The sequence below is a fragment of the Leptolyngbya sp. 'hensonii' genome (genome assembly GCF_001939115.1).
Lineage (GTDB): Bacteria > Cyanobacteriota > Cyanobacteriia.
The window spans coordinates 1-23787 of record NZ_MQTZ01000048.1; the positions used below are offsets into that span (position 1 = coordinate 1).

20 protein-coding genes are annotated in these 23787 nt (G+C 52.8%); 7 read left to right on the top strand and 13 right to left on the bottom strand.

Annotated elements, in window-relative coordinates; translation table 11 throughout:
• Positions 1-73 precede the first annotated feature (73 nt).
• The 5 genes from BST81_RS20135 to BST81_RS20155 all read right to left on the bottom strand — a co-directional run bounded on the left by BST81_RS20135 (position 74) and on the right by BST81_RS20155 (position 5782).
• Positions 74-2302, bottom strand: a complete 2229-nt coding sequence (locus BST81_RS20135) for a penicillin-binding protein 1A (RefSeq protein ID WP_253188406.1) — start codon at positions 2300-2302, stop codon at positions 74-76.
• Positions 2303-2594: 292 nt separating this feature from the next.
• Positions 2595-3620 (bottom strand): chlorophyll synthase ChlG, encoded by a 1026-nt coding sequence (gene chlG, locus BST81_RS20140; protein ID WP_075600311.1) that lies wholly within the window; start codon positions 3618-3620, stop codon positions 2595-2597.
• A 10-nt stretch (positions 3621-3630) separates the two neighbouring features.
• Positions 3631-4725, bottom strand: a complete 1095-nt coding sequence (locus tag BST81_RS20145; RefSeq protein ID WP_075600312.1) for an ArsA family ATPase — start codon at positions 4723-4725, stop codon at positions 3631-3633.
• Positions 4725-4919, bottom strand: coding sequence for a DUF2862 domain-containing protein (locus BST81_RS20150; protein ID WP_143780432.1), 195 nt, complete (start codon positions 4917-4919; stop codon positions 4725-4727). Before BST81_RS20150 ends, BST81_RS20145 begins: the two co-directional genes overlap by 1 nt.
• Positions 4920-5083: 164 nt before the next feature.
• The gene (locus BST81_RS20155) at positions 5084-5782 is read right to left on the bottom strand and encodes a DUF4333 domain-containing protein (protein ID WP_075600313.1); all 699 of its coding nucleotides are present in this window, start codon (positions 5780-5782) and stop codon (positions 5084-5086) included.
• A 148-nt stretch (positions 5783-5930) separates the two neighbouring features.
• Between BST81_RS20155 and BST81_RS20160 the strand changes: the two genes are divergently transcribed.
• Both BST81_RS20160 and BST81_RS20165 read left to right on the top strand, forming a co-directional pair.
• Entirely contained in the window at positions 5931-7055 is a 1125-nt protein-coding gene (locus BST81_RS20160) for a Gfo/Idh/MocA family oxidoreductase (RefSeq protein WP_075600314.1), read from the top strand.
• Between the two features lie 2 nt (positions 7056-7057).
• Positions 7058-7915, top strand: coding sequence for a hypothetical protein (locus tag BST81_RS20165; RefSeq protein WP_075600315.1), 858 nt, complete (start codon positions 7058-7060; stop codon positions 7913-7915).
• A gap of 17 nt (positions 7916-7932) precedes the next feature.
• Here the strand turns inward: BST81_RS20165 and BST81_RS20170 are convergent, their stop codons facing one another.
• From BST81_RS20170 to BST81_RS20180, 3 genes are read right to left on the bottom strand one after another with little or no spacing between them, the layout of a single operon-like run.
• Positions 7933-11172: a glycoside hydrolase family 15 protein gene (locus BST81_RS20170; protein ID WP_075600316.1), complete on the bottom strand. Its 3240-nt coding sequence runs from the start codon at positions 11170-11172 to the stop codon at positions 7933-7935.
• A gap of 47 nt (positions 11173-11219) precedes the next feature.
• Positions 11220-12266, bottom strand: coding sequence for an AI-2E family transporter (locus BST81_RS20175; RefSeq protein ID WP_075600317.1), 1047 nt, complete (start codon positions 12264-12266; stop codon positions 11220-11222).
• A 42-nt stretch (positions 12267-12308) separates the two neighbouring features.
• Positions 12309-14906 carry a DNA topoisomerase (ATP-hydrolyzing) gene (locus BST81_RS20180; RefSeq protein WP_075600318.1) on the bottom strand — a complete coding sequence of 866 codons (2598 nt, stop codon included), beginning with the start codon at positions 14904-14906 and terminating at the stop codon, positions 12309-12311.
• A 409-nt stretch (positions 14907-15315) separates the two neighbouring features.
• On the opposite strand from BST81_RS20180, the gene BST81_RS20185 reads away from it, so the two are divergent.
• Positions 15316-15714, top strand: a complete 399-nt coding sequence (locus tag BST81_RS20185; RefSeq protein WP_075600319.1) for a response regulator — start codon at positions 15316-15318, stop codon at positions 15712-15714.
• Positions 15715-15978: 264 nt separating this feature from the next.
• Here BST81_RS20185 and mgtE read toward each other — a convergent pair whose 3' ends face one another.
• Positions 15979-17328, bottom strand: coding sequence for a magnesium transporter (gene mgtE / locus BST81_RS20190; protein WP_075600320.1), 1350 nt, complete (start codon positions 17326-17328; stop codon positions 15979-15981).
• Between the two features lie 85 nt (positions 17329-17413).
• Here mgtE and BST81_RS28205 point away from each other — a divergent pair, with 85 nt between their 5' ends.
• The gene (locus tag BST81_RS28205; protein WP_075600321.1) at positions 17414-17650 is read left to right on the top strand and encodes a hypothetical protein; all 237 of its coding nucleotides are present in this window, start codon (positions 17414-17416) and stop codon (positions 17648-17650) included.
• 261 nt (positions 17651-17911) lie between these two features.
• Entirely contained in the window at positions 17912-19606 is a 1695-nt protein-coding gene (locus BST81_RS20200) for an MBL fold metallo-hydrolase (protein ID WP_075600322.1), read from the top strand.
• 245 nt (positions 19607-19851) lie between these two features.
• On the opposite strand, the gene BST81_RS20205 is transcribed toward BST81_RS20200, so the two are convergent.
• Positions 19852-20154 carry a DUF6679 family protein gene (locus tag BST81_RS20205; RefSeq protein WP_075600323.1) on the bottom strand — a complete coding sequence of 101 codons (303 nt, stop codon included), beginning with the start codon at positions 20152-20154 and terminating at the stop codon, positions 19852-19854.
• Positions 20155-20796: 642 nt separating this feature from the next.
• On the opposite strand from BST81_RS20205, the gene BST81_RS20210 reads away from it, so the two are divergent.
• The gene (locus BST81_RS20210) at positions 20797-21543 is read left to right on the top strand and encodes a creatininase family protein (protein ID WP_075600324.1); all 747 of its coding nucleotides are present in this window, start codon (positions 20797-20799) and stop codon (positions 21541-21543) included.
• A gap of 17 nt (positions 21544-21560) precedes the next feature.
• Here the strand turns inward: BST81_RS20210 and BST81_RS20215 are convergent, their stop codons facing one another.
• Positions 21561-22043, bottom strand: coding sequence for a CRR6 family NdhI maturation factor (locus BST81_RS20215; RefSeq protein WP_075600325.1), 483 nt, complete (start codon positions 22041-22043; stop codon positions 21561-21563).
• A gap of 165 nt (positions 22044-22208) precedes the next feature.
• Here BST81_RS20215 and BST81_RS20220 point away from each other — a divergent pair, with 165 nt between their 5' ends.
• A complete protein-coding gene (locus BST81_RS20220) occupies positions 22209-22667 on the top strand; it encodes a Fur family transcriptional regulator (RefSeq protein WP_075600326.1) in 459 nt (152 codons plus the stop codon).
• 30 nt (positions 22668-22697) lie between these two features.
• Here BST81_RS20220 and ndk read toward each other — a convergent pair whose 3' ends face one another.
• Together ndk and BST81_RS20230 are read right to left on the bottom strand one after the other, a co-directional pair.
• Positions 22698-23147: a nucleoside-diphosphate kinase gene (gene ndk, locus BST81_RS20225; RefSeq protein ID WP_075600327.1), complete on the bottom strand. Its 450-nt coding sequence runs from the start codon at positions 23145-23147 to the stop codon at positions 22698-22700.
• A gap of 64 nt (positions 23148-23211) precedes the next feature.
• On the bottom strand, positions 23212-23775 hold the full coding sequence (locus BST81_RS20230; RefSeq protein ID WP_075600328.1) for an SH3 domain-containing protein: 564 nt from the start codon (positions 23773-23775) through the stop codon (positions 23212-23214).
• Between the last annotated feature and the right edge of the window lie 12 nt (positions 23776-23787).

Genomic DNA, 23787 nt, shown 5'->3' on the forward strand with positions numbered 1-23787 from the left:
CCTAGGATCCGATTAGGCTCGCCTCTGGATTAGAAACTAGATCTCCAATGAATTCAAAATCCTAAGGGAACAATCAGGGCTTAACCGGAGAATTCGAAGACTCCCTAGGTGATGGGGCCGACAGAGGAACAGGAGCWGGTGGCAGGGGTTCTACTAAGGTAGGAGATGGGGGAACAGGGGGCGGGGGAACCGTCGGGGAGCTATCTACCGGAGTAGGACTTGCAGGCACAACTACAGGCGGGATCGAATTATTAGGGGAAGGACTCGTCGGTGCTGAATTGAACTCGTGAGTATCTCGGCCCGATCGGTTTCCAGAAAAAGCAGGTTCATCGGTTCGATCGCGCAATTGGCTCGGTCCCTTTGTGTTCTTCTCCGGAGCATAGGGCCTGGAGGGTTCAGCCTTTTTCACATTGACAGGACTGGAATCTCCCCGACCACTGGACTTACTGGACTTGCCCACCGAAACACTTCCTCGCATCGGTTTAGCTTTAATACTGACCTTACGACCTTCCAGTTTGGGTAACGCCGGAAATTTTTGAACCGGCATCCCCTTTGTGACCTGAGCCATAAAGCGATACCAGACCAGCGCCGCTGTGCTACTGGCTCCCCAGGTGGGCGAGCTATCATCATTGCCCAGCCAAACCCCTGTGACCATCTGGGGAATGTAGCCGATGAACCAGAGATCACGGGCTTCCTCAGAAGTCCCCGTTTTACCCGCTACCGCCCGATCGCCCAGATTAGCATTCACACCGGTACCACTTTGCACTACCCCTTCTAGCATCCAGGTCATAATTGCAGCAGACCCCTTATCCACTGCTTGTTTAGGCTTAAGAGATTGCTTCGCATCAAACAGGACTTCACCCCGCCGGTTCAGAATGCGACGAATACCATGCACTTCCACATGGATTCCCTGGGTTGCCAGAGTCCCATAAGCGCTGGTAATTTCCAGTAGATTAACCTCAGAAGACCCCAGAGCCAAGGAATAGACTGGCTTCAGCGGCGACTTAATCCCCATGTTTTTAGCCACCTGGATCACCGTTTCAGCTCCAACGTCAACCAGGATGCGGACTGCAATCACATTTACCGATTGGGTCAGGGCTTCTCGCAAAGAAAGCCAACCGTAATGCTTACGGGAAGCATTCTCGGGCTTATAGCCATCCACAACATAGGGGGCATCCAAATAACCATCATAGGGAGACATCCCTGTTGCGATCGCTGTCGTATAGACTAGGGCTTTGAAGGTCGAACCTGGTTGTCGCTGAGCCTGGGTGACCCGATTGAACTGGGTCTTAGCATAATCGATGCCCCCGACCATGGCCTTGATTTCTCCGGTGCGTGGATCGATCGCCACCAGGGCAGCCTGGGCAAACCCCTGACCAGGACCATCCAGTTCGATCGCGTCCTTTACCACTTTCTCTGCCAGCTTTTGCCACTTGACCTGCACACTGGTTTCGATGGTTAAGCCACCCAACTCGATCGCGTCCCGGGAGACGTATTTGGGCAATTCCTGCAGCACATAGGTGGTAAAGTAAGGAGCCTCGACCTCCAAACGTTTGGGCGGGCTGGGCTTTAAACCGAGGGGAGACTGACGGGCCTGATCAGCCTGTTCTTGCGTAATGAATCCCTCATCCGCCATCCGTTGCAACACGATATTACGGCGTTCCAGGGCTGCCTGGGGATTAACCAGAGGAGAATAATCTGTTGGCGCGGGGGGCAAGCCCGCGATCGTTGCCATTTCTGGCAGGGTTAGCTTGTAAACCGGTTTACTGAAATAGACCCAGGCTGCATCCGCAACCCCATAGGCTCCCGAGCCCAGGTATACCAGATTGAGATAACGCTCCAGAACCCGCTCTTTGCTCATGTTCTGCTCAATCCGGCGGGCCAGGAGGGCTTCCTTGAGCTTGCGCCAGATACTGCGCTCTTGGTCCAGAAAAACAATCCGGGCGACCTGTTGGGTGATCGTGCTACCCCCTTCCACCACATCTCGGGCAGTCACATTGGACCAGATCGCCCGCATCACTCCATAGTAATCTACGCCATCATGCTGATAGAAACGCCGATCTTCCACGGACAAGAATGCCTGAATCAACGTGGGAGGAATTTTCTGAACAGACAGTTTTTCGCGAGTAGCCGGCCCTCTCTGTTGTAGAATTTTACCGTCAGAAGCCTTAATCGTTAGCGTGCCATCTCTAACAAAGGTACGAACCACCGAGACATCGGGCAAACTTTGGTCCAGAGTCCAGATGATGTAGGCTGCAGCCCCAGCCCCCCCAGCCCCCAAAGTGATAGTAATCCAGAACAAATAACGTAGAAAGATGAATCGGCCCCGCTTCTTGGGCGGTTTTTCTCCCCTAGATTTCTGAACGTCCAGTCTGCGTGGTTCTAATGGGTTGATTTCAGAATCCGCTGTTGGTGCAGTTGGCTCAGAATTGTTAGGTTTGGCCAAGCCCTGCAACCTCGAGAAGATATCTCGCTTTGATGAAAACTTTGTCACTGCAGCTCCTCACACGCCACCACGCATAGGCAACGTTCACTCTGGTGAATCGATAGTATTCGCTCTATTGTAGAGCCTGGGATCATGGTTTGCACCCGTATCACCCACCAGCATGACCTAAAGCCAAGCCAGCCACGAGCATGCCCAGTACCAAAAAAGGCTGCGCACTGGCCTGATATTTCACATCATTTTCGAGGGGATTACGCAGGAAATACATATCCTGAAAGGTAATCTGGGGAATGATTAGCAGAATTAAAATTACAGCATACAGATTCTGGTGAATAGCAAGCAAATAAGCAGCAATCCCAGCCTGGAAAATATCAATCATCAACACACAGATCCAGGCAGCCCGATCGATGCCAAACATGACCGGGAGAGATTTCAGACCCAGTTGGCGATCACCCTCCACACTTTTAAAGTCATTCACAACCGCAATGCCCAATCCGGCCAAACTGTAAAACAGGGTGAGCACCACAATAACCGGAGTCAGTTCTCCGAATAAGGCCTGTCCAGCCCACCAGGGCAGGGCAATATAGCTAGCTCCCAGCGCATAATTCCCCAACCAGCCATTCTGCTTCAGCTTCAGTGGGGGAGCAGAGTAGATATAGGACAAAAAGGAGCCTCCCAGAGCCAGAACCGTGATGGTGGGAAATGTATGACCGGCCCACTGATCCAGGCCATAGGCGACACCAACCCCAGCCAGCAGCAGAACCAGAATTTGAGTCACAACCTGGGGAATCGAAATAACTCCAGAGGGAATCGGACGATAGGGTTCATTGATGGCATCAATCTCCCGATCGTAAAAATCATTCAGGGTCTGGGTATATCCAGCCAGCAGCGGACCCGACATGAGCATACAGGCTGCCGCAATCAGAAAATTTTCTGGTGTCCAGTTGTAATGGCCAGAGGAAGCTGCCCCGCAGACCACTCCCCAGATCAGGGGAATCCAGGTAATGGGTTTCATCAACTGTAACCGGATCTTCCAGATGGAGGTTTCACCGGATTGTGCCCCCTTCATACCCAGAAGTTGACGGGCCTGAGCCCCCCGATCGGCAGCAATTTCAGGATTTTCAACGGAGGGTGAATTCTCTTCCGCAGAGATTGGGGATGGAGTCGAGTCAGACATAGGGCTGAGGTTAGAACGAAATCGTCAGGTAACTATCTTGAAACTTGGCTCCAGTCACCGGTTTACCGCTCAGTTCTGGAGGCAGAAGAATATTGTGGCGTTGATCGCCAGCTTCGATGGTGACTTCCGGCCCATTTTGAGACAGCTTCACCTGCGTCTTATCAAAACCGGGCAAGAACAGACGGACTTTTCGTTCCGCCAGATTAATAGTCATGGGCCGGGGAGCCTGGGTGGCCTGGTGAAAATCTGGAAGTGCCGCCATGAGAGCCTGCCAGTCTGCGCCAGTACGGGAAGGCAGGACATTCACTGGCAAGGGCGCAAACTCAGCCACCAGAGCTCCCGTAGACGTTGCCTGGTTGAGGATGACCCCCCCGATCGTCAGGTTGACCTGCTGGGCAGCCCCCCAGAGGTACCGAGCAGTTGCGATCGCCATTGGATCTGCCGTCGTCACCAAATAAGCGGCCATTTTCTCTGGGTTAGAGACAGCGTCCTTCCCCTGATCCAGTAGGGTATTGACCTGGTTGGTGGGCTGGGAAAAGTTACCACTTAACCAATCCACATTGAACAGCGTGGCCACGATCGGCTGCAACAGGGGCACCATCGTTTTGGCAAAGTCGGAGTCTGCGAAAACCTGACGAAAGCGACGCACATACCAGCTCATCACCTCAGGGGTACCCAGCATCCGTAACGTAGCCTGATCCCCGGTGCCGTCGTACACGATCGCATCATAGGTTTGACTGGCACTATATTCCCGTATCGCATTGAGCGCCAGAGCCCCATCCATTCCCGGCAAAACACCTAACTCCTGACCATAAACCGATTTCAGGGTAGGAGTCCGCAAATACTCTGCCTCCAACCGTTTAATCTCTTCCCAGTTGTGCTCCAGCATGGCAGCAGAATGCAACTGAGCAATTTGCAGATTAGGCACCAGTTCCTGCGGATCGGGGCCAGGGTTCATGCCTACAAGAAGCCCAAAGGCAGGACCTGTATCCTGCCCCAGCAAAAGAACTCGCTTCCCCTCAGCAGCAAGGCGTCGGGCTGCTGCAATCGCCACTGTCGTGCGACCTGTGCCCCCTTTGCCCAGAAACGTCAGGATAAAAGTCATCAGCGAACCAGTTCCAACTCGTCTTCAAAAAACCAGGTAGCAAACTGATCATCGAACTGAACCAGCATGCCAATACCACTACCGTCCACCATTTTGTAGTCTGACACGATGCCCACTTTGCCAAGACGATTAATAATCGTCGGGGAAACACGATCGCGCAAACGACAGACCCGGACTTTTTGACCTTTTTCCATTGCAATTCTAAAGTTAATAGGATCAACCATTTGAAAGTGTATAGCAATGTGTCGTGAAGAAGGAATGGGTTGTAGCCGGAATCGGGCAATGAATCTTGATCCCTGCTCCTGGATTCTGACCTGAGGATAGTTCCTGGCTGGGATACCCCCTATCTCCACCTGGGTTAGAGCTTCCAACGCACCCGGCCCTGATCATCTTCAACCGTTACCTGAACCAGTTGAGTGCCCTGGGGAGTCGTGAGCTGGCATTGAAACATCTCACCTGCTTTGGTAATCCGCAGACGTGGACCACAATTGGCCACTACTTCTACCCCTGTCTTTTGTTTCACCGTTTCTTGAATCTGCTGTTCTAGTCTGGCCAGCACCATCAGGCCCTTAACCTCCACCCGAAAGTCTCCCTGATCATTGCTAACAATTACTTTCACTGGAAAAGTCACCCCTTCGGCAGTCACATTACAAACGAAGGTATTTCCTGCCGTAGGTCGAACAGTCGCTGGACAGGCCACAGATTGGATCGCGACCCCCGTTCTCTGGGCGAAGAAAGCCTTAATCCGCTCCTCCACTTTGGCCTGGATGGAGCCAGCCGTCGGACTGGCTGGAGAAACGGCAGGACTGGGGCTCCCAGGACCAGGAAACAAGCTGGGGCTACTAGGCTGAGTCACCGATGGGGAGGGCAAACTGGAAGGGGTTCCTGGGGAACTGGGGGGTGTCGGGCTGTCAGAGCTGGGCTGAGGACTCGACGACGCAACCGGCAAAGGTCTAACCTTGATAGAAGAAGCCAGATAGGCAAAGACCAGAGCACTGGACGCAGCAGCAGCTGTAATGATGATTAAGGTTGCAAGTGCTTGTCGAACGAGCTTCATAAGAGTCCAAGAAAAATCAGTCGGCTGCCCTAACGTAACAGATGAATCCCATTCCAGAGTACCTTACTGCCATCCTTTCAGTTGGGAAAGGTTGAACAATCCTGAAGGGGTGCTGCCTCGATCGGACAGTGGTGCAGTTTAATGATGGATGGGTATTGCAGCAGGTAAGGATAACATGATTGGTGTTGGAATTGTCGGAACAGGATTTGGCCAGAAAATTCACATTCCAGGCTTTGCTGCCCACCATCAGACCCAGGTGGTGGCTGTCTATCACCGGGATTTGGCCAAAGCCCGATCGATCGCAGCAGCTCACCAGATTCCCCAGAGCGTGAACAGCCTCTCAGACCTGATTGACTTGCCTGAAATCCAGGCTGTCAGCCTCTCTACCCCACCCTTCCTGCATTACGAGCAGGCCCAAACCATCCTGCGGGGCGGCAAACACCTGCTCCTGGAAAAACCCACCACCCTGATGGCCTCAGAAGCACGCGACCTGTACCATCTGGCAGCCAAAACAGGGTGCCAGGTGACGATGGATTTTGAGTTCCGCTGTGTTCCCGCCTGGCAGTGGCTGGCCGAGCAATTGGCTGCGGGATATGTGGGTCAGAAGCGGCTGATTAAGGTGGATTGGATGGTCTCCAGTCGGGCAGATGCATCCCGTCCCTGGAACTGGTATGCCTGCAAGGACCAGGGCGGTGGGGCACTGGGAGCGATCGGCTCCCACTCGTTTGACTACCTGGCCTGGTTATTCGGCCCGATTCGCCGCCTCTGTGCCAGGTTGAGCACCACGATCTCCAGCCGCCCTGATCCGGCTACGGGAGAGATGAAACCGGTAGACTCAGACGATGCCTGCAGTTTCCTCCTGGAACTGGCGGATGGAACCCCCTGTCAGATCTGCCTCAGTTCCGTCACCTATCAGGGGCGGGGGCACTGGCTGGAGGTCTATGGCGATCGGGGTACCCTGATTTTGGGCAGTGATAACCAGAAAGATTATGTTCACGGCTTCCGTCTTTGGGGGAGTCAGGGGGGAGAACCCCTGGCAGAACTCCCCATCCCCGATCGGCTGGCTTTCCCCAAAACCTATGCCGATGGGCGACTGGCTCCCTTTATTCGAATTGTGGATCGCTGGGTGCAGGCGATCGAGCAGGGGCAACCTGTGGTTCCCTCCCTGCGAGAAGGGGTTTACTCCCAGCTTTTGATGGATCTGGCCCACCAATCCCATCAGACCGATCGCTGGGTGAATGTGCCTGATCTGGACGGTTTTCTGCGCGAGTGACTATGCGAATTCTGATCACGATCGCGCACTATTATCAGTCTGTCTCTGACACCTCCTTCGGGTCGCTGGGGACCGATCCCCAACCCCGCATCACAGCACTGACCCAGTGCCTTAGCGCACTGTACCAGTTGTTTGGCTACCCTCAGGGAGAGTTTAACTACATTCAGCCCGGGATCTCCCCTGCCAATGAATTTCAGTCCTATGAAATGGATATCGTGATCTGTACCACGCAAGACCGACACCTGTTATATCACTTGCCTCTGGCTGCAGACCTGTTTATGCACCATGAGACCCAGGCAGAACCCCTGCTGTTGGGGTTTGAGTGTCAGGCCATCCTGCAGGATTGTCTGGGCCTGTATGATTACTACTGCTTTCTGGAAGATGATATCCTCCTGCACGACCCCTGGTTCTTCATAAAACTGGACTGGTTTACCCAGCAGTTTGGACCGCTAAAATTGCTGCAACCCAATCGATATGAAGCGTCTCTCCGGGTACTGCTCCGGAAAGCTTATATTGATGGTCCATTGCCGTTAAGTGCTACTGAACAGTTTCAAAATCCGCAGGCGGAGGCTGAGCTCTTGTCTGAAGTGCTGGGCCGATCGATCGGGTTCCATCGGTGTCTGAATCCCCATGCGGGTTGCTACTTTCTGAATGCAGAACAGATGGAGCATTGGGCAGACCAGCCTTACTTTCTCGATCGGGATGTCCGGTTTCAGGGGCCGCTGGAAAGTGCCGCAACGTTGGGGATTATGCGGACGTTTCAGGTGTATAAACCGGCTGCAGCTTGCGGAAATTTTCTAGAGGTGCAGCATTTTGGAGCAGGGTATTTGAGGTTTGTGGAGGGGGAGAAGGGGGATTAACTACAGAGACGTAGAGGTTAGGCTGGGGTGGAGTCAGTTTGGCCCAATTCACTCAGGAATTGGAGGGCTTTCATGACGGAGACGGTGCAGAGATGGGGGGGGCTGTCGTAGAAGGCTTTCCAGGCAGAGGCTTTGTGCTGGTTATACCGTTCGCGGGTGGATTCTGAGCGGAAATTTGGGGGGCCTGCGGATTCCCGTTCTAACCAGGCCAATCGAACCGCATGGCCTACAACAACATCCATCACAATGTAGTCTTCGATCTGGAGTTGGGGATTGTGCTCAACTAAAGTGGCCAGAGCCATCAGGGCTTCCACATTGACATGGCGATATTCGGGGGCCTGGATCTTATTTAAGAGGTGCTCTACCCGTAGGGCAAAATTCTTCTCCTGAGGAGTCATCTCTGCCAAAATCAGATGACTATCCAGTCGATTGCGGCGTTCGAATTTATCTCCAATCACCAGTCCTTTACAATGCTTGAGTAACTGCCAGACCCGAGGATAGAATCCTGTCGGCACCCGGTTGAGTGCCCCTTCTAATTGCCGCTTCCGGTGCCAGTTGACGATCGTAGGGTCTACTTCTGCTTCAGCAGGTTGCACCACCCAATCGATCACGGGCTGTCGAATATGGAGGGATTCTTGCTGGAATACCACCCGGTTTAAGTCCTGATACTCTACCAGCACCTGCCGCAGACGCACTTTAATGTCATGGGGGCTGAGTTGCATCAGGCGTTCGTAGGCTTCGTCTTGAGTAACTTCCAGTTCTCGTGCCAGTTCACTAATCAGCAACACAATCAGATAGCCCACTCGCAAGGTGAGGAGCCCATCCAGCAGACGAGGTTCCGTTTTCAACAGCAACCCCAGGTAGATGAGAATTTCCTGAGTCAACACCCGATCGCGCATATCCTCGCCACAGAATTCAATGATCTTATCCATGATTTCCTGAGGCGAAAGGGGCCGCACAATCAGGGAGGCTTCGCTATAGGCTTTGCCGACAGTAATTTGATGTTGCCGTACCAGAATATCGGTCACAGCGTCGGAGAGGGTGATATCGACCTTACTCAGCAATCCAGCCGCCCGACGGACGATCGTCCAGAGTTGAAGCTGGCCCGCTCTCTCATAAACCTCTTGCAGCAAGTCCGCAACCGTAACTAACCGCCCCGGCCCCCCTAATCCCGTGTCAAAATCTGTTCCCCGCAGCCGTAACAGAGCCTGCAGGAGTTCGATTTGCTCATACAGATTATTGGAACTGCGCAGATTCGTCAGTAGGAGCTGGGGATTCGTCTCACACTCCAGGCGGAATTCTTGCCTGTAGCTCAGGGGCCAGTTTTTATCGGGATTGCTGATCAGGTCATAGCGCACCTGGGAGACATCCTGCACCGGAGCCTGGACAAACTCAAAATCATGCAGGAAATTGATCCGCTCTGTGCCCGCTGTCAGCATTAGTTGATTCAATCGACCCAGTTTGACAGAAACCCCATTACATTCCCCATCTTGCAATTCTTGCATCAGATTCAGCAAGGCTTCTCGCCCGGTTTCCAGCATTGCCTCTGTAATCAACAACGTCATCATGGGCCGACCCGGCTGGCACCAATGCCGCTGAATATAAGCCAGCTCACTGCGGATTTTTGCCACCAGGAAGTGATAGTCCAGGGTCAGATAAAACTGTTGAGGGTCCAGAAAAGAAGGCAGAAATACAATTGCTTCCCCTCGAATCCAAAATATCCTGGAGGTCGTCAAACTGCGGAGGCGTCGCACGGGCCTGCCGCTCAGTTTCAGCTTATCGTTACGACCAATCTGGGTATAGGCCAGGGCCAACTCCGTCGCATGGCGCACCTGAATCGGAGCAACCTGACGGGGAGTCTGGGTCGTAATCCCATAGGCCTCCAGCTTGGCCTGTAATTCTTCATTCTCTGCTAGCAGGGTAATCTGAACGACCGGTTCCCGTTGCCGCCGGATCTGCAGATGACGCCCCAGTGGGTCAATATCTCCGATCGCCAGGAGCCCTTCTCGCAACAACTGGCCTAGATAATACAGGCTCTGAGCCCATACCAGAGGCAAATTCTCATTCGGGGACCGGAGTTGGCTATGGGGGGCGGCCCGTTCTGCCGGGATCAGATGCTGGGGCACATAGTACAACTCTGGGAGCAGTGACAGATCACCCTGCTGCACCAGCAACTGATTCAGCCGCTCCTGGTATTCCTCCACCTGGACCTGATCATGGCGAAATAGCCCATCCAGCAGCAGATAGGTGAAAAACAGGGGCCACTCACACTCAATATGTTCAAACTGCTTCAGCTCCCAGGGTTCATAGTGCAAGCGGGTATTGTCCTCCAGCACCGTCTGATGTCCATCGCGCAGGAACCGCTTACAGCCGTAGTTTCCCTGCAATTTGGTCATAATCTCCTGACGGGTCCGATCGCACAGATCCCCCTTTTCCACGGCAAAGGCCGGATAGCCAATCACACTGAGCAAAGCTGCATCCACTTCTTTAGAGCCAGACTCCCGAGGCAGCAGAGATTCCAGGGTCATACGGGTACGGGCAATCTCATCCGGCAGAACGTGGATGACGGACATCTGACTCCCTTTAACCCCAAACAGATCCAGGCCATTCATCGCTTCCAGAGCTGCTTTCGCCATGCCGATCGAACTGGCATTCAGTTCTGGATTTCCATGATTGATCTTGTTACCCCGCTCCCAGATCCCGTAATCCGGGGTCCGATAAGCTCGACCAATGTAGTAAACCAGGTTCTGAACAAAGTTCACTTCATCGATCGTAAAAACGATATGCAGACCCGAAGCAGTCATCTGGGCCAGCATCAGCAAATACAGAGACGTGGCATCCAGTTGTAAATGCCCCCACTCACTATCCCCCACCACCGTATCCCCCGTGGCCGTATCGTACTTGGCATGGAGGGCATCCAGAGGTAACTGGCTGTGTTTGAAGCGCTGCACTTTGTGGGCCTGCCGCATCATGGCGAACAGGAGCCCCCGCATCAGTTTAACGACACTGTATTCCAGTTCAAAGGCCCGTCCTTCCTGGTCTACGTCAATTTTGCGATAGGCCAGGGCCAACCCCCAAACGGCAAGGATGCTGTAAACGTTATCCCGCACCCAGGCATCGGTATAGTCCCCATGGGCATTGACTGCAGTGCTGGCTGGCAACAGCCCACTAATGGGATTCTGGCGTGTCAGAATGACAGCCTTAATTTGCTGGTAATAATAGTCCAGTCGGGCTTTGAGGTGAGGAAGTCCAGCCATGGAGATGCTATATTCAGAAATCTCTTTATTATCGCTCTTGAGGCAAACTACTGGGTATCCAGTGCTGCCGATCGCAACCCATCTACCGTACTCTTGATCACACTGGCCAGAGGCACCGCAATCAGCAACCCTAGAATCCCCCCCAGTTTGCCACCGATAAACAGGGCAATGATCAGCCAGATCGGATTCAAGCCCGTCGTATTGCCCATCAGTCGGGGAGACAAAATATTATCATTCAGTTGCCCAATAATCACTGCCGTTACCAGCACCTTTAAGCCCAGGCTGAAATCCTGCAAGGCTACAACCAGGCTGACAGCCACGATCGTCACTGGACTGGCATAGGGAATCAGAGTCGTCAGACCGATACTGACGCCAAACAAGACCGCATAGGGAACCCCCAGCACCAAAAACGCGATTGTTAGGATCAGACTGAGAATACTGGCCAGCAGAGCCTGGGTCGCAAAGTACCGCCGAAAGGTTTGTTGAATCGAAGCCTGCAGCGTCAGGTTCCAGGGTTGGGGCAGCCAGTTAAACAGGCCATTCCAGGCATCCTTACCATTCAACACCATGAAAATAGTCAGAACCAGCACCAGGGCAATATTCAGTAGACTACTGATCGTACTCAAGAAAAAACTGAGTAACTGGCTGCTGGTAGCCTGGAGAATGCCAGACAGTTGGGAGATGGCCTGATCAACAATCCCGGTCAGATCCACCGGCAGGCGTCTTTCGACAGCCCAGGCTTGAAAGGACTGGATCTGCTCATTTCCAGACTGTAATAAACGAGGCAGACTACTGACCAGTCCACTAAGCTGCTCCAGAATCAGGGGCACCAGCGTAACAGCAATAAAGCCAATCAGGAGGAGGGCGATCGTCAACACCAGACCGATCGCCGCACCCCGATCCATCCCCCGCTCTTGCAACAACCGAATCGGAAAATTCAACAGAAAGGCCAGGATGATAGCAGCAATCAGTAGGCTCACCAGGGGCTGCAGGTAATCCAGCAAGAGTAACCATAACCAGCCATTGAGAAAGGCCAGGGGAAAGATCAGCCAAAGCTTGAGCCAGTTGGGTAAGGTTTTCAGGGATTCAAGCATAGAGGGCTGACCACCAGATGACGCTTATCTTATTGGGTCCCATTAGTCCTGGGAGTCCTCCCAGGTCAGGGGAACCTGGGTATTGACGGTGACGATCGTCTCCCCAGCCTCCAGAGCCAGAAGCCGATCGCCCCAGCCATCTTTACCACAGAGCGGAATCTCCGAGGCGGGTCGGCGAATGATGCGATCGCTGCTAGTCAGGGCCACCATCTCCGCATCCCCTGGCACTACCAAAAGCCGGACCAGGGCATCTGACTTATTGGCAAACTGAAAAGCGGGTGCCCCAATTTCCCCCCGATTGGTCAAACGCAAGGTGGCTATGGGCAGCCGCTTCGCATAGCCCTGTTCAGAGACTAGCAGCAGATTGTCACCAATATCAGCTGCAACACAGCCAACCAGCCGTTCTTGACGCCACAGGCGCAGCATCTGCAATCCCTGGGCCGCCCGACTCATCACTGGCACCTGTTCATCATTGACCTCGAAGCGCAAGACCCGCCCCCCTGAGGTGGCAAGGGCCAGTTGCTCCCCGGCCTGGGTCAGGGCAGCATAAAGCAACTCATCGTCCTTCAATTTCATCACGGTCAGTCCACGTCCAGTGAGATTCATAAACTCACCCAGGGCGAGCCGTTTCAGACGGCCCTGGCGAGTCAGAACCACCAGATCTTGGTCTTCCATTCCTTCGGTCAGGACAAACCGGTCCACGATCGCATCCGGATCACCCTGGGCAGTTCCCGGCAGGAGACCAACCAGAGGCGTGCCTCGGGAAGGTTTTCCACCCGTGCTGAGGGAAATATCCCCGGCTCGAACAGCATGGGCTTTACCATCTCGCAGCAATACCAGGATGTCCTGATTCACATGAACAATCTGAGTTTGCACAATAAATTCGTTACCAGCTTCCAAACTGGTTCTTTCCTCACTGCGGTTGCGATTCTGGCGTTGAAAGCTCTTGAGTGACAATCGACGAACATACCCTCGATGGGTCAGCTCCAGGACCGTTTCCTCTTCCGGCGGGGACGGCATCAAGGGAAGATTGGGGAGAGAGGGTTCCTCGATTTCTCGGGCTTTCTTGCTCTGTGCCCCTGCCGTTGCGTCCCTAGGCCCTGGACTCTCGGGCTCACCGGTTGCGATGGGGGGATGGCTGATGAAAGCCAGTCGAGTCCGACGGGGATCTCCATATTTGCGCTTCAAAGCCCGCAGGTCTTTCTTCAGGGCCTTCAAAAGCTCCCGTCGATCGTTCAGCAGTCGTTGCAAGTTCTGAATCTGGCCCCTCAAGTCATCATACTCAGCCTGCAGATTCTGCCGTTCCATCCCGGTCAATCGCCGCAGGGGCATTCCCAAAATGGCGTCTGCCTGCCGCTCACTCAAACTGAACCGCTCCTGAAGAACCTGCTTGGCTGTGGTGCCATCAGGAGCCTGACGCAGAATGTCAATTACCTCATCCAGATGGACCAGAGCCGTCAGCAACCCTTCCAACTGATGGACCCGCCCCTCTGCCTGCTGTAACTCATGGCTGTACTGACGAGTCAGGGTTGTTTCCCGAAAATCGAGAAAATGCTGCAGGAGCTGCCGCAAAGAGAGTTGACAGGGCTGGCTATCCACCAGGCTGAGCAAGATAGCCCCAAAGTTAATCTGCAGGGGAGTCAACCGGTAGAGGTTAGCCAGAAGCTTTTGGGGATCCGCTTCTCGCTTCAGTTCAATCACCACCCGCATCCCTTCCCGATCGCTCTCATCCCGGATATCCGCAATCCCTTCCAGGCGATTCTGATTCACCAGTTCGGCCACTTTCTCAATCCAGGCCGCCTTATTCACCTGATAGGGCAACTCGGTAATCACGATCGCCAGCCGACGATGCCGCCCCCGCCCCAGATGAACTTCTTCCATTTGGGCCACTCCCCGCAGGGGAATGCTCCCTCTGCCTGTGGTGTAAGCATCTCGAATCCCCTCCCGGGCAATAATTTCACCGCCAGTCGGAAAATCTGGCCCCGGAATCAGCTCAAAGAGCTGTTCATCGGACAGGTTAGGATGATCGATCAGGGCAATCAGGCCATCCACCACCTCCGTCAGGTTATGAGGGGGCACATTGGTGGCCATTCCGACAGCAATCCCAGAACTGCCGTTGAGTAACAGATAGGGCAGTTGGGCGGGGAGGACCGTGGGCTCTTGCTGGGAATTATCGAAATTACCCACAAAGTCAACGGTGGCCTCGCCAATTTCATCCAGGAGTCCCTCATTGCCAATCTCCGACAATCGGGTCTCTGTGTATCGCATGGCTGCTGGGGGGTCATCATCAACGGACCCAAAGTTTCCGTGACCGGCCAGCAACGGGTAGCGGCTGGAAAAATCCTGCACCATCCGTACCAATGCATCGTAAACGGCCTGGTCCCCATGGGGATGGTATTTCCCCAACACATCCCCTACCACACGGGCGCATTTCCGAAAGGGTCGATCGGGCGTCAACCCTAATTCGTGCATGGCATAGAGAATCCGCCGATGCACTGGCTTCAGGCCATCTCGCACATCCGGTAAAGCCCGACCGACAATAACGCTCATGGCGTATTCCAGATAGGACTGTTGCATCTCCGTATGGAGTGCCGTTGGGATAACCTGCCCTCCGGAAAGAAAAGTTAACTGTTTAGCCATGAATGTTATCCCTTGTGTTTAACTGAACCGTGATAGCCCGCCCGCAGCGAGAAAGTAGTATCGGCTAGTAAAGTAACGCCCTGAGACACCCTTTGCCAACTCCAGTTAGGCTAGATTAAAGAAAAATAAAATTACCAGGCCATAACGACCCACTCCTTTATTGGAAGCTGCAAGATACCCTACGAGATGTGTTGCAAATGGCAGAACACCCTGTAAACTACTCCTTTGGCTGCTATTTCTGAGTTTCTCAAGAGCATTATTCTCAAGAGCATTATTCTCAAGAGCATTATTCTCAAGAGCATTATTCTCAAGAGCATTATTCTCAAGAGCATTACAGTATTTTGCACAGGTAGTTCCGGGAGTAGATTGATGATTGCAGTAAATGAGCGAAAGCAATAGGAAAATCGCGATGAAGACCGTTTTAATCGTGGAGGATGATCAGATTAACGCCCGCGTATTCTCCAAAATACTGACCAAGCGGGGGGGACTGGAAGTTCGCCATACAGAAAATGTAGAAGAAGTGATGCAAATCGCCCAGGCCGGGGAAGCGGACATTATTTTGATGGACGTATCCCTCTCCCGCAGTGTGTATCAGGGGAAATCGGTCGATGGAATTAAAATTACTCAGATGCTAAAGTCAGACCCCAAGACAGCCAACCTACCCATTATTTTGGTCACCGCTCATGCCATGCAGGGCGATCGAGAAAATTTCCTCAAGCAGAGTGGAGCAGATGGCTACATCTCTAAGCCTGTTGTCGATCACCAGGAATTTGTAAACCAGATCATGGCGCTCTTACCTCAAGATTGAATCTCCTGCAAATCAATACTAAAACATTAGTACTATTTCCGGAATCCTGGCAAGCGCCTGCAGCAAAATTGGCAGACGAAGAACTCCCAAACTTCAAATTTATCCCTACTGGAATCGTCGTTTCGGTGCACATCTGTCAGCGTGGCCAAATTGCCCAAATTTCAACTTTAAGATTTGAACTTTATCGTGGTCGGCTCATGGGCAAGGACAGGAGGTGGGGACAGTGCCCCCACGCAGATTGACCTACCCAATCGGGGCTTCTCTCTACAAGCGCAGCATGGTCAGAGCCACTGAAATAAGAGAGAGAAACGTCATAAAACCTACCGCATCCAGCAGGGTTGTCAACAGCGGACCACTCACCAACGCCGGATCCAGTCCAAGACGCTTCAGCCCCATTGGCAGTAAGGTTCCTAGAGAAACAGCCAGAAGGACATTCGTGGCCATAACCAAGCCCGCCACAGGAGCCACCCAGCGCTCGTGGGCTGGAGCCCAAATTAGGGAAAGGAGACTCAGTGCTACACCCAAAGAAACCGCTGTGCCCAACCCCGCCAGGATTTCCTTTTTGAGGATGCTGAAGGTGTCTTTGACAGTAATTTCCCCGATCCCCAGCCCCCGTACCGTCACAGACACCACCTGGAAAGCAACATTACCACTACTATTGGCCAGAATGGGCATAATCACTGACAGCACGGGCACAACAGAAATAACTTTCTGGAAGGGTGCGATCGCACTGGCAGCCCCCACATAAAGGGCAATATTAGCCAGAAGCCAGGGCAGACGCTTGCGAATGGTAACCATGGGAGAGGCCAGAACGGCTTCATCTCCCCCAGACACACCCGCGAGTTTTTGAATATCTTCGGTGGCTTCTTCTTCCAGGATGTCCACCACATCGTCAATGGTGACGATTCCCACTAGCCGATCTTCCCGATCGACCACCGGCAGCGCCAGCAGGTCATAGCGCTTCATCAAGCGGGCCACCTCTTCCTGAGGCATCTCGGTATAGGCCTTGATCACCCGATCACTGGCCACATCCCGAATCAAGGCATCCGGTAGGGAGAACAGGAGTTGGCGCAGGGAAATCACCTGCAGCAGTTTCCGGTTATCGTCCGTGACATAGGCGTAGTAAATCGTTTCCTTGTCCCGATCGCTCAACCGAATTTTGTTCAGGGCCTCTCCAACGGTTAAGCCCTGCCGCAGTCGCACGTATTCGGTGGTGATCACCCGACCGGCAGTTCCCTCTGGGTAGCCCAGAATCGTAGCCGTTGCTTGGCGTTCACCGGGGCTGAGTTGCTTCACCAATCGCTTGACGATACCGGCAGGTAGCTCGTCGAACAATTCTGCCCGATCGTCCGGGCGCATCGACTCTACAATTTGGCACACCTGAATATCATGCAAGGAGCCAATCAGTTCCTCCTGCACATCCGGTGGTAAATATTCAAAAACATCCGTTGCGTGATCTTTATTGAGCAGGCGAAAGGCAATAGCTTTCTGTTCCGGTGGTAGATCCGCAATATAGTCCCCAACATCGATTGCCGGTAACCGATTCAACTCAAGCTTCAACCGGTTTAAATCGGCAATATCCGCCAGTGCAGCACGACCTTCAAGGGTGAGCATAGTACCTCCTCAGTCTCCCCTGGACCGGGAGACAGGCTCACCAGGCCAGAGTCATTAATTCAATCGGCAGAATGGACTAGAGTCCATGGAATTTGCAGAATGCAGCATCAGTACTTCTGGAAGCACTGCTATCTGCTATCCTACCCTTCTCAGGGACATGCTGGCAGCCCTTCGCCAAATCTTTGCAGGTCCGATGGAACCGGAATTCTGGAAAAATCCTTGGCCTGGTAAATTTTTCAACCAGTTCGTCCTACAATGCGAGACTAATACCGATTCAAAAGATAAGATTGCATCGTCTGGCCTCACTGCTGGCATCACATAACTATTGCTTGCAGGGTTTTCCGGTCATTGTCACTTATCGGATTGGTATCAAGTTCTGCATTTGAGATTATAAAGAGCGATAAAAAATTATGGATGTCAAGCTAGTTCTTCTGGTTCTATCCGTTGTTTTCACGCTGGCCTGTCTCTTTTTTGGCACTCAAAACGGGTTTTACGACACCGATAATTACCATGGCAACGGCTCTGCTCACTAATGGGTCATTGATCATATCGTTCAGGCACCATCTGTGATGTAAGTTAGCCCGTGGTTGAGCTGGAATGTTTGCCCTATGGTGTAGGTGAGGCAGATGAGGGTATTTGTCTGCTCCTCCGAATGGGATCTCATCGCATCTTATTAGATTGCGGCTTACGGGATATTGCCCCTTTGGAGGCAGCCTCAACTCCCAAGGGGCAGATTGAACTGGTTTTCTGTAGCCATGCCCATAGCGACCATGCCAGAGGGTTGCTGGCTTTTCACAGGGCCTTCCCCCAAGTGCCCATCTGCGCCAGCGAAGTCACAACCCAACTCCTTCCCCTCAACTGGCCAGAGGAAGCTGCCACAGAATTACCCTTTTTCACCCAGGCCCTCCCCTGGCGCACGCCTGTGGAGTTTCGCGATGGCTTGACAGTTGAGTTGTGGCCTGCTGGTCATTTACCAGGAGCGGCAGCGATCCTGTTGACCTATACCCCATCCGAGCTCAGGGGAGAAGCCCGACCCCGTTCCTATACTGTTTTCTACACTGGCGATTTTTTCCTCTCCAATTGTCGCCTGGTGGATGGTCTCCCTCTGGAAGAAATTCGGGGACTGAAGCCAGATGTCCTGATTCTGGAGGGAACCTACGGAACAGCGCGCCATCCCCGGCGACGGCAGCAGGAAAATCAGGTCGCAGAAAGGATCAGTCGCGCCATCTCAGAAAAACAATCCGTTCTAATCCTGGCTCCATTCCTAGGATCTGGCCAGGAATTGTTGATGCTGCTTCGAAGCCACCATAGTTTTACAGGGCGCAATGTGGACATCTGGGTTGATGGGACCGTGGCCACAGCCTGTGATTTTTACCTGGATCTGTTACCCCACTTCCCCACAGCAGTCCAGAATTTTGCCCAACATCAGCCTTTGTTTTGGGACGATCGCGTCCGTCCTCGGGTTCGCCGTCTGATTTTGCCTGAACAATACGCCCTCATCGGCCAATCGCCCTGTATTGTGTTGACCGATCGCACCGATCGCCTGGAACTCTTTTACACCTCAGGTAATACCCCATGGCTGGTACTCCTTCCCCAATATGGCCGGATAGCAGCGCCAACCCTACAAAGCACCCTGGATAAAACCCGACGATGGCCGGATAACCGTCTGGGTCCAGAGTCTGCTGATCTGCCTCCCGTGGCAGTAGAAACCTATCTGCTCACCGATCATTGTGATGGCCCCGGCACCAGCCAACTCATCCACAATTTGCGCCCGCAACACGTCATTTTTGTCCATGGTGCTTCTACCTATCTGGCAGATTTGACCAATCTGGAAGAACTCCAGAACCGCTATCACTTGCATTGCCCTGCTGCTGGGACGCCAGTGGAGTTGCCGATCGGTGAAACGTTTCTCCAACCCAGTGCACCCGAGGGAAACTTTGAGGGCGAACTCACCGAATCCGGCCCGTTGGTGACCATTACTATTCCCGATGCCGTCACTGCGGACCCCCGCTGGCAGAAATTTGCGGATACCGGGTTGATCGAAGTGCGCTGGCAGGGGGAAGAACTGGTGCTTCGGGGGCTTTCCCAGTGGGAAATTTTGGGTCAGGGAAGCGATCGTCTGCTCATGCAGGCAGAGAATGGGATACCCACAAGAGACTGTTGCGGCATTTGCAAGCATTATCGGGCTCAGCACTGCTGGAATCCAGCTTCTCCTCTGGTTAATCTGCGGGTGCCCGAAGATGGGTTTTGCCCGGCCTTTGAGTCCAGGCTAGGTTAGCGTCCCCTCTAACATCATCAGGCCCAAAGATTGACCAACCCGATCGTGGCCTTCGACTTGGCTCAGACCACGATCGGGTTATGAAGCTGACTTTGGAACCCCATCAAAAACTCAGGAGTCAGAAGCCCAAATAAAGGCTGGCTCCTGACTCCTAAAAAACTCCTCAGATTCCGACTCAAATCGATCGCCAGAGGGACAACTGCCAACCCCAATGGCAGGAGAACCTTGGGCAAAAATTTTGTTTATTACCCTTCTTCATGGTGATTACGAATTTGCTCGGCTTCGGGGCAATCTTCCGAAACCTGGGGCTCCGCACCCATCCGAGAAACTGTAGCCAGTTTCTGCATGACCGAGCCAATGCTCTCTAAGCGGACCATTTCCTCCCAGGAACAGACCTCATCTTCTTCATCGGTCTCGTACCGCAGAGTAATTAAATCTCCTTCAATATCCAGAATGCGTGCCCTTTCAATCCAGCGCTGCTGGTCCCGCAAGAAAATCCAGACTTCCCGGCCTTCAGAACACAGTTGATAGATCTTGCGGTGTAACATAGGTTGGCTCCTCCTAAGCACGAATCTTACAGGTGCTTGACTAACTTTAGCTGCTATTCGGCGTACAAATGTTTCAGACGGCAAAAAATTTCCCATTTCTCCCGCAGGAGTGGGACCATCAGGGGCAATACCAGCGTGGTTCGCTGGCCCCAGGCAATACCCAATTTGGAAGTGGGATTGAGTCTGAAGGGTGACCTGAATAGCGGGTCGGTGGAATTCGAAGGGTGAGTTTCCAGTAAGGGTTAGGCAATCGTTGATTCTCTCTAATAAATTCTTTCTGACACAATTCTCTTTGACACTGTGTGATAGAGGGTTGAATGTCATCGTCCAGGATGAAGACGCTTGACTGAGCTGCTCATAACAGACTGTCGGATAGAAGCATGACTCCGTGGAGTAGTGCAGGACACCTTTTGTAACAACATTTTAGCGATTGGCGAGGGGTGTTTGTGAACACATGCCTCTAATTTCCACTAAAGTTTGCATTGGAAAGAATTGGAGTGAACAATCCTAAGTAACAGAAATCAATCCTGCTGCCAATTCTAACCTCTTTCAGAAATTGAGAGCTTGAATCATCCAAAGATGCAAATTCAGTATTTGTTCGTATACGTTACAGGAAACATCTAAAACGTCAAGAGAGGTCTTATGCAATTGCATCTCTGTTCCTGGATTGAAGTCGATGACTACTTAAAGCATTCCCCAGGAATCATCCTACCGATCGGATCCACGGAGCAGCATGGGCCAACTGGCTTAATTGGCACTGATGCCCTTTGTGCTGAGGCGATCGCTCAGGGTGTGGGAGAAACTGCCCAGGCTCTGGTTGGCCCCACCCTCCATGTGGGGATGGCCCTGCACCACGGCGACTTTCCGGGCACCATCAGCCTCAAACCCAGTACCCTGCTGCTGGTGATTCGCGACTATTTGACCAGTCTGGCCCGTTCCGGGTTCACCAAATTTTTCTTCATCAACGGTCATGGCGGCAATATTGCGACCCTCAAGGCTGCCTTTGCTGAGACCTATGCGCACCTGGCTGAACTGGATCTGCCCCAAGCTGATCGGGTGCAATGTCAGTTGGGCAACTGGTTTGCCAGTGCGGGGGTGAACAAGCTGGCTCGCGAGTTGTATGGCGATCGGGAGGGGTCCCATGCCACCCCCAGCGAGGTGGCCGTGACCCAATACCTGTACCCGGCAGCCATCAAACAGGCTCCCCTGAGTGAGGTCGTGGCCAGCAGCCACAAAATTTACGGTGCAGTCGATTTCCGCAGGCGCTATCCCGATGGTCGTATGGGCTCTGACCCCTCGCTCGCAACACCGGAGCATGGCCGCCAGTTCTATGAGGTAGCCGTGAAGGAGCTGACGAAAGCTTACCTGGAATTTCTGAATGCAGACTGATCCACGATCGGCCTTGTTCAGGAGCGACTCAACAGATCGAACAGATCATCTTCGAGGTCATAACCAAACATCTGGGCCATCGCTTTCAGGCGAGAGCGGCTCTCCAGCCCCCGTGATCGCAACCAATCTGTCAACACAAAGACCTTGTGCATGACAAAAATTTCCAGGGCTTCCGGGTTGAATTGAATCCCATCCTGGGTGCTGAACTGGTGAGGAACCAGCATGGCCGCATACCGAACCAGTTCACCAGATTTCCAGTCCAACAGGAAGGGAATCCAGGGATAGCGGCTATCCAATCGAATGAACCAGAGCCTAATTTCGGGGATTTCAGGGAGTTCCCGTGGGTCTCCGGGTTCTAATTCATAGTCAATTTGAAACTGCAACTGTTGCTCCGAGCAGGTGATATCTGACTCTTTGAGCAGTTGCTCAATCAGAGCCTGGATGGCAGATAAATCCAGCGCATTAATGGCCTCAGAATTTAAGGTACAGGTTACTGGCATACAACCGCTGACATCTATCAGCTCATTAAGTTAAAGTTGAATTGAGTTTGTTTTAGCAAACCGCCATACAAACTTCTCAAATTCTCCGAGCTACATTGAACATTAGACAAGCGTTCTCTTGTTGTGATGTCTTATGGTTAGCTCAAAAAAAGCTGATATTCCAGTATGTCAAAGCAAGTGACCCCTTCTAAACCGATTCGATCGCTAGATGATGCCATCAACCATTGTCAGAGGCTGGGAATGCGTCTGAGTCGTCAGCGACGTTTTATTCTTGAACTGCTGTGGCAGGCTCAGGAGCACCTCTCAGCTCGAGAAATCTACGATCGCTTGAATCGTCAGGGCAAGGAGATTGGGCACACTTCTGTGTATCAAAATCTGGAGGCCCTGTCAGCCCAGGGCATTATTGAATGTATTGAGCGATCGGACGGACGCCTGTACGGAAATATCAGCGACTCCCACAGCCACGTTAACTGTCTGGATACCCAGCAAATTCTGGATATTCATGTGGAGTTGCCAGAAGAATTACTCCAGCAGATCGAGGAGCAAACTGGAGTACGGATTACGGATTACCGCATTAATTTTTACGGTTATCGTCAACCTGAAATTGCCCCGATGGAAGTCTAGGGGCGTTGCAGAGAACGCCCCGACCTGGGTCTATTCGTAGATCCAGGTGGTCAAACTGGGCTTCCAGCTCACCAATTCCTCGTCCTTGAACCAGAGGCTGACCTCGCTTCGGGCCGTTTCGATCGCATCCGAACCATGGATAATATTCCGACCAATGCTGACACCAAAATCTCCCCGCAGGGTGCCAGGTTCTGCATTTAAAGGATTGGTTCCCCCGATCAGCTTCCGGGCTGAGGCCACCACCCCTTCCCCTTCCCAGACCATGGCAACAACGGGTCCAGAGGTGATGAAGTCTACCAGACCCGGGAAAAAGGGCTTCTCCCGATGCACATCATAGTGCTTCTCAGCCAGTTCACGGGTGACGCTCATCAGCTTCAAACCAACCAGGGTGAAGCCCTTGACTTCAAAGCGGCGAATGATTTCGCCCACTAGTTTGCGTTGTACACCGTCAGGTTTGACGGCCAAAAAAGTCCGTTCCAAGAGTTACTCCTGCGCGTCCGTAATAAGGTCCAGAATCCAGATTAGCCTATTGCTCATAAATTTATTAATTGCAAATCAGGAATCGGTTGTCGATGTATCCTCTCAGCCCATTGGGAGCGGTAATTTCAGAGTCATACCCGATCGTCTGAACAATGTTCACGATCATCCCAGAGGCAACGGTGCCAATAATCTTCGAATTCACGCCTTGAGAGCGGATATTAACCGGATCCCCATCCAGGGTGCGGACCTGCTTGGTGCCTTTAAATCTGCGGGATTCACTGGGATGGGGAGCCAGGAACGCACTGGCCACCCAACCTGTTTTTCCCCCTTTAATCGTGATTTCGGCCCAATTGCCGCTGCGATCGTAGATATTGGCAATCACCTCCGAGCCATTACTGACAGTGCCAATGACATCGGTATTATTCCCAGGTTTGGTTCGGAGATTAAGAACACCATTCCGGTCCCTGGTTTTGACAACCTTATAAAAGGCTTCGCACTGGCTAGAAGCGGCTGCCACCTGGACGGGTAGGGGTGGAGTGGGAGCAGTGAGCAGAGCATTCCCAGAGGGGGAAATCGACGCGGGCTGGGTGATCCCCAGACCTACGGCAAGCCACATACCCAAAACCATGCTGTTCTCCTT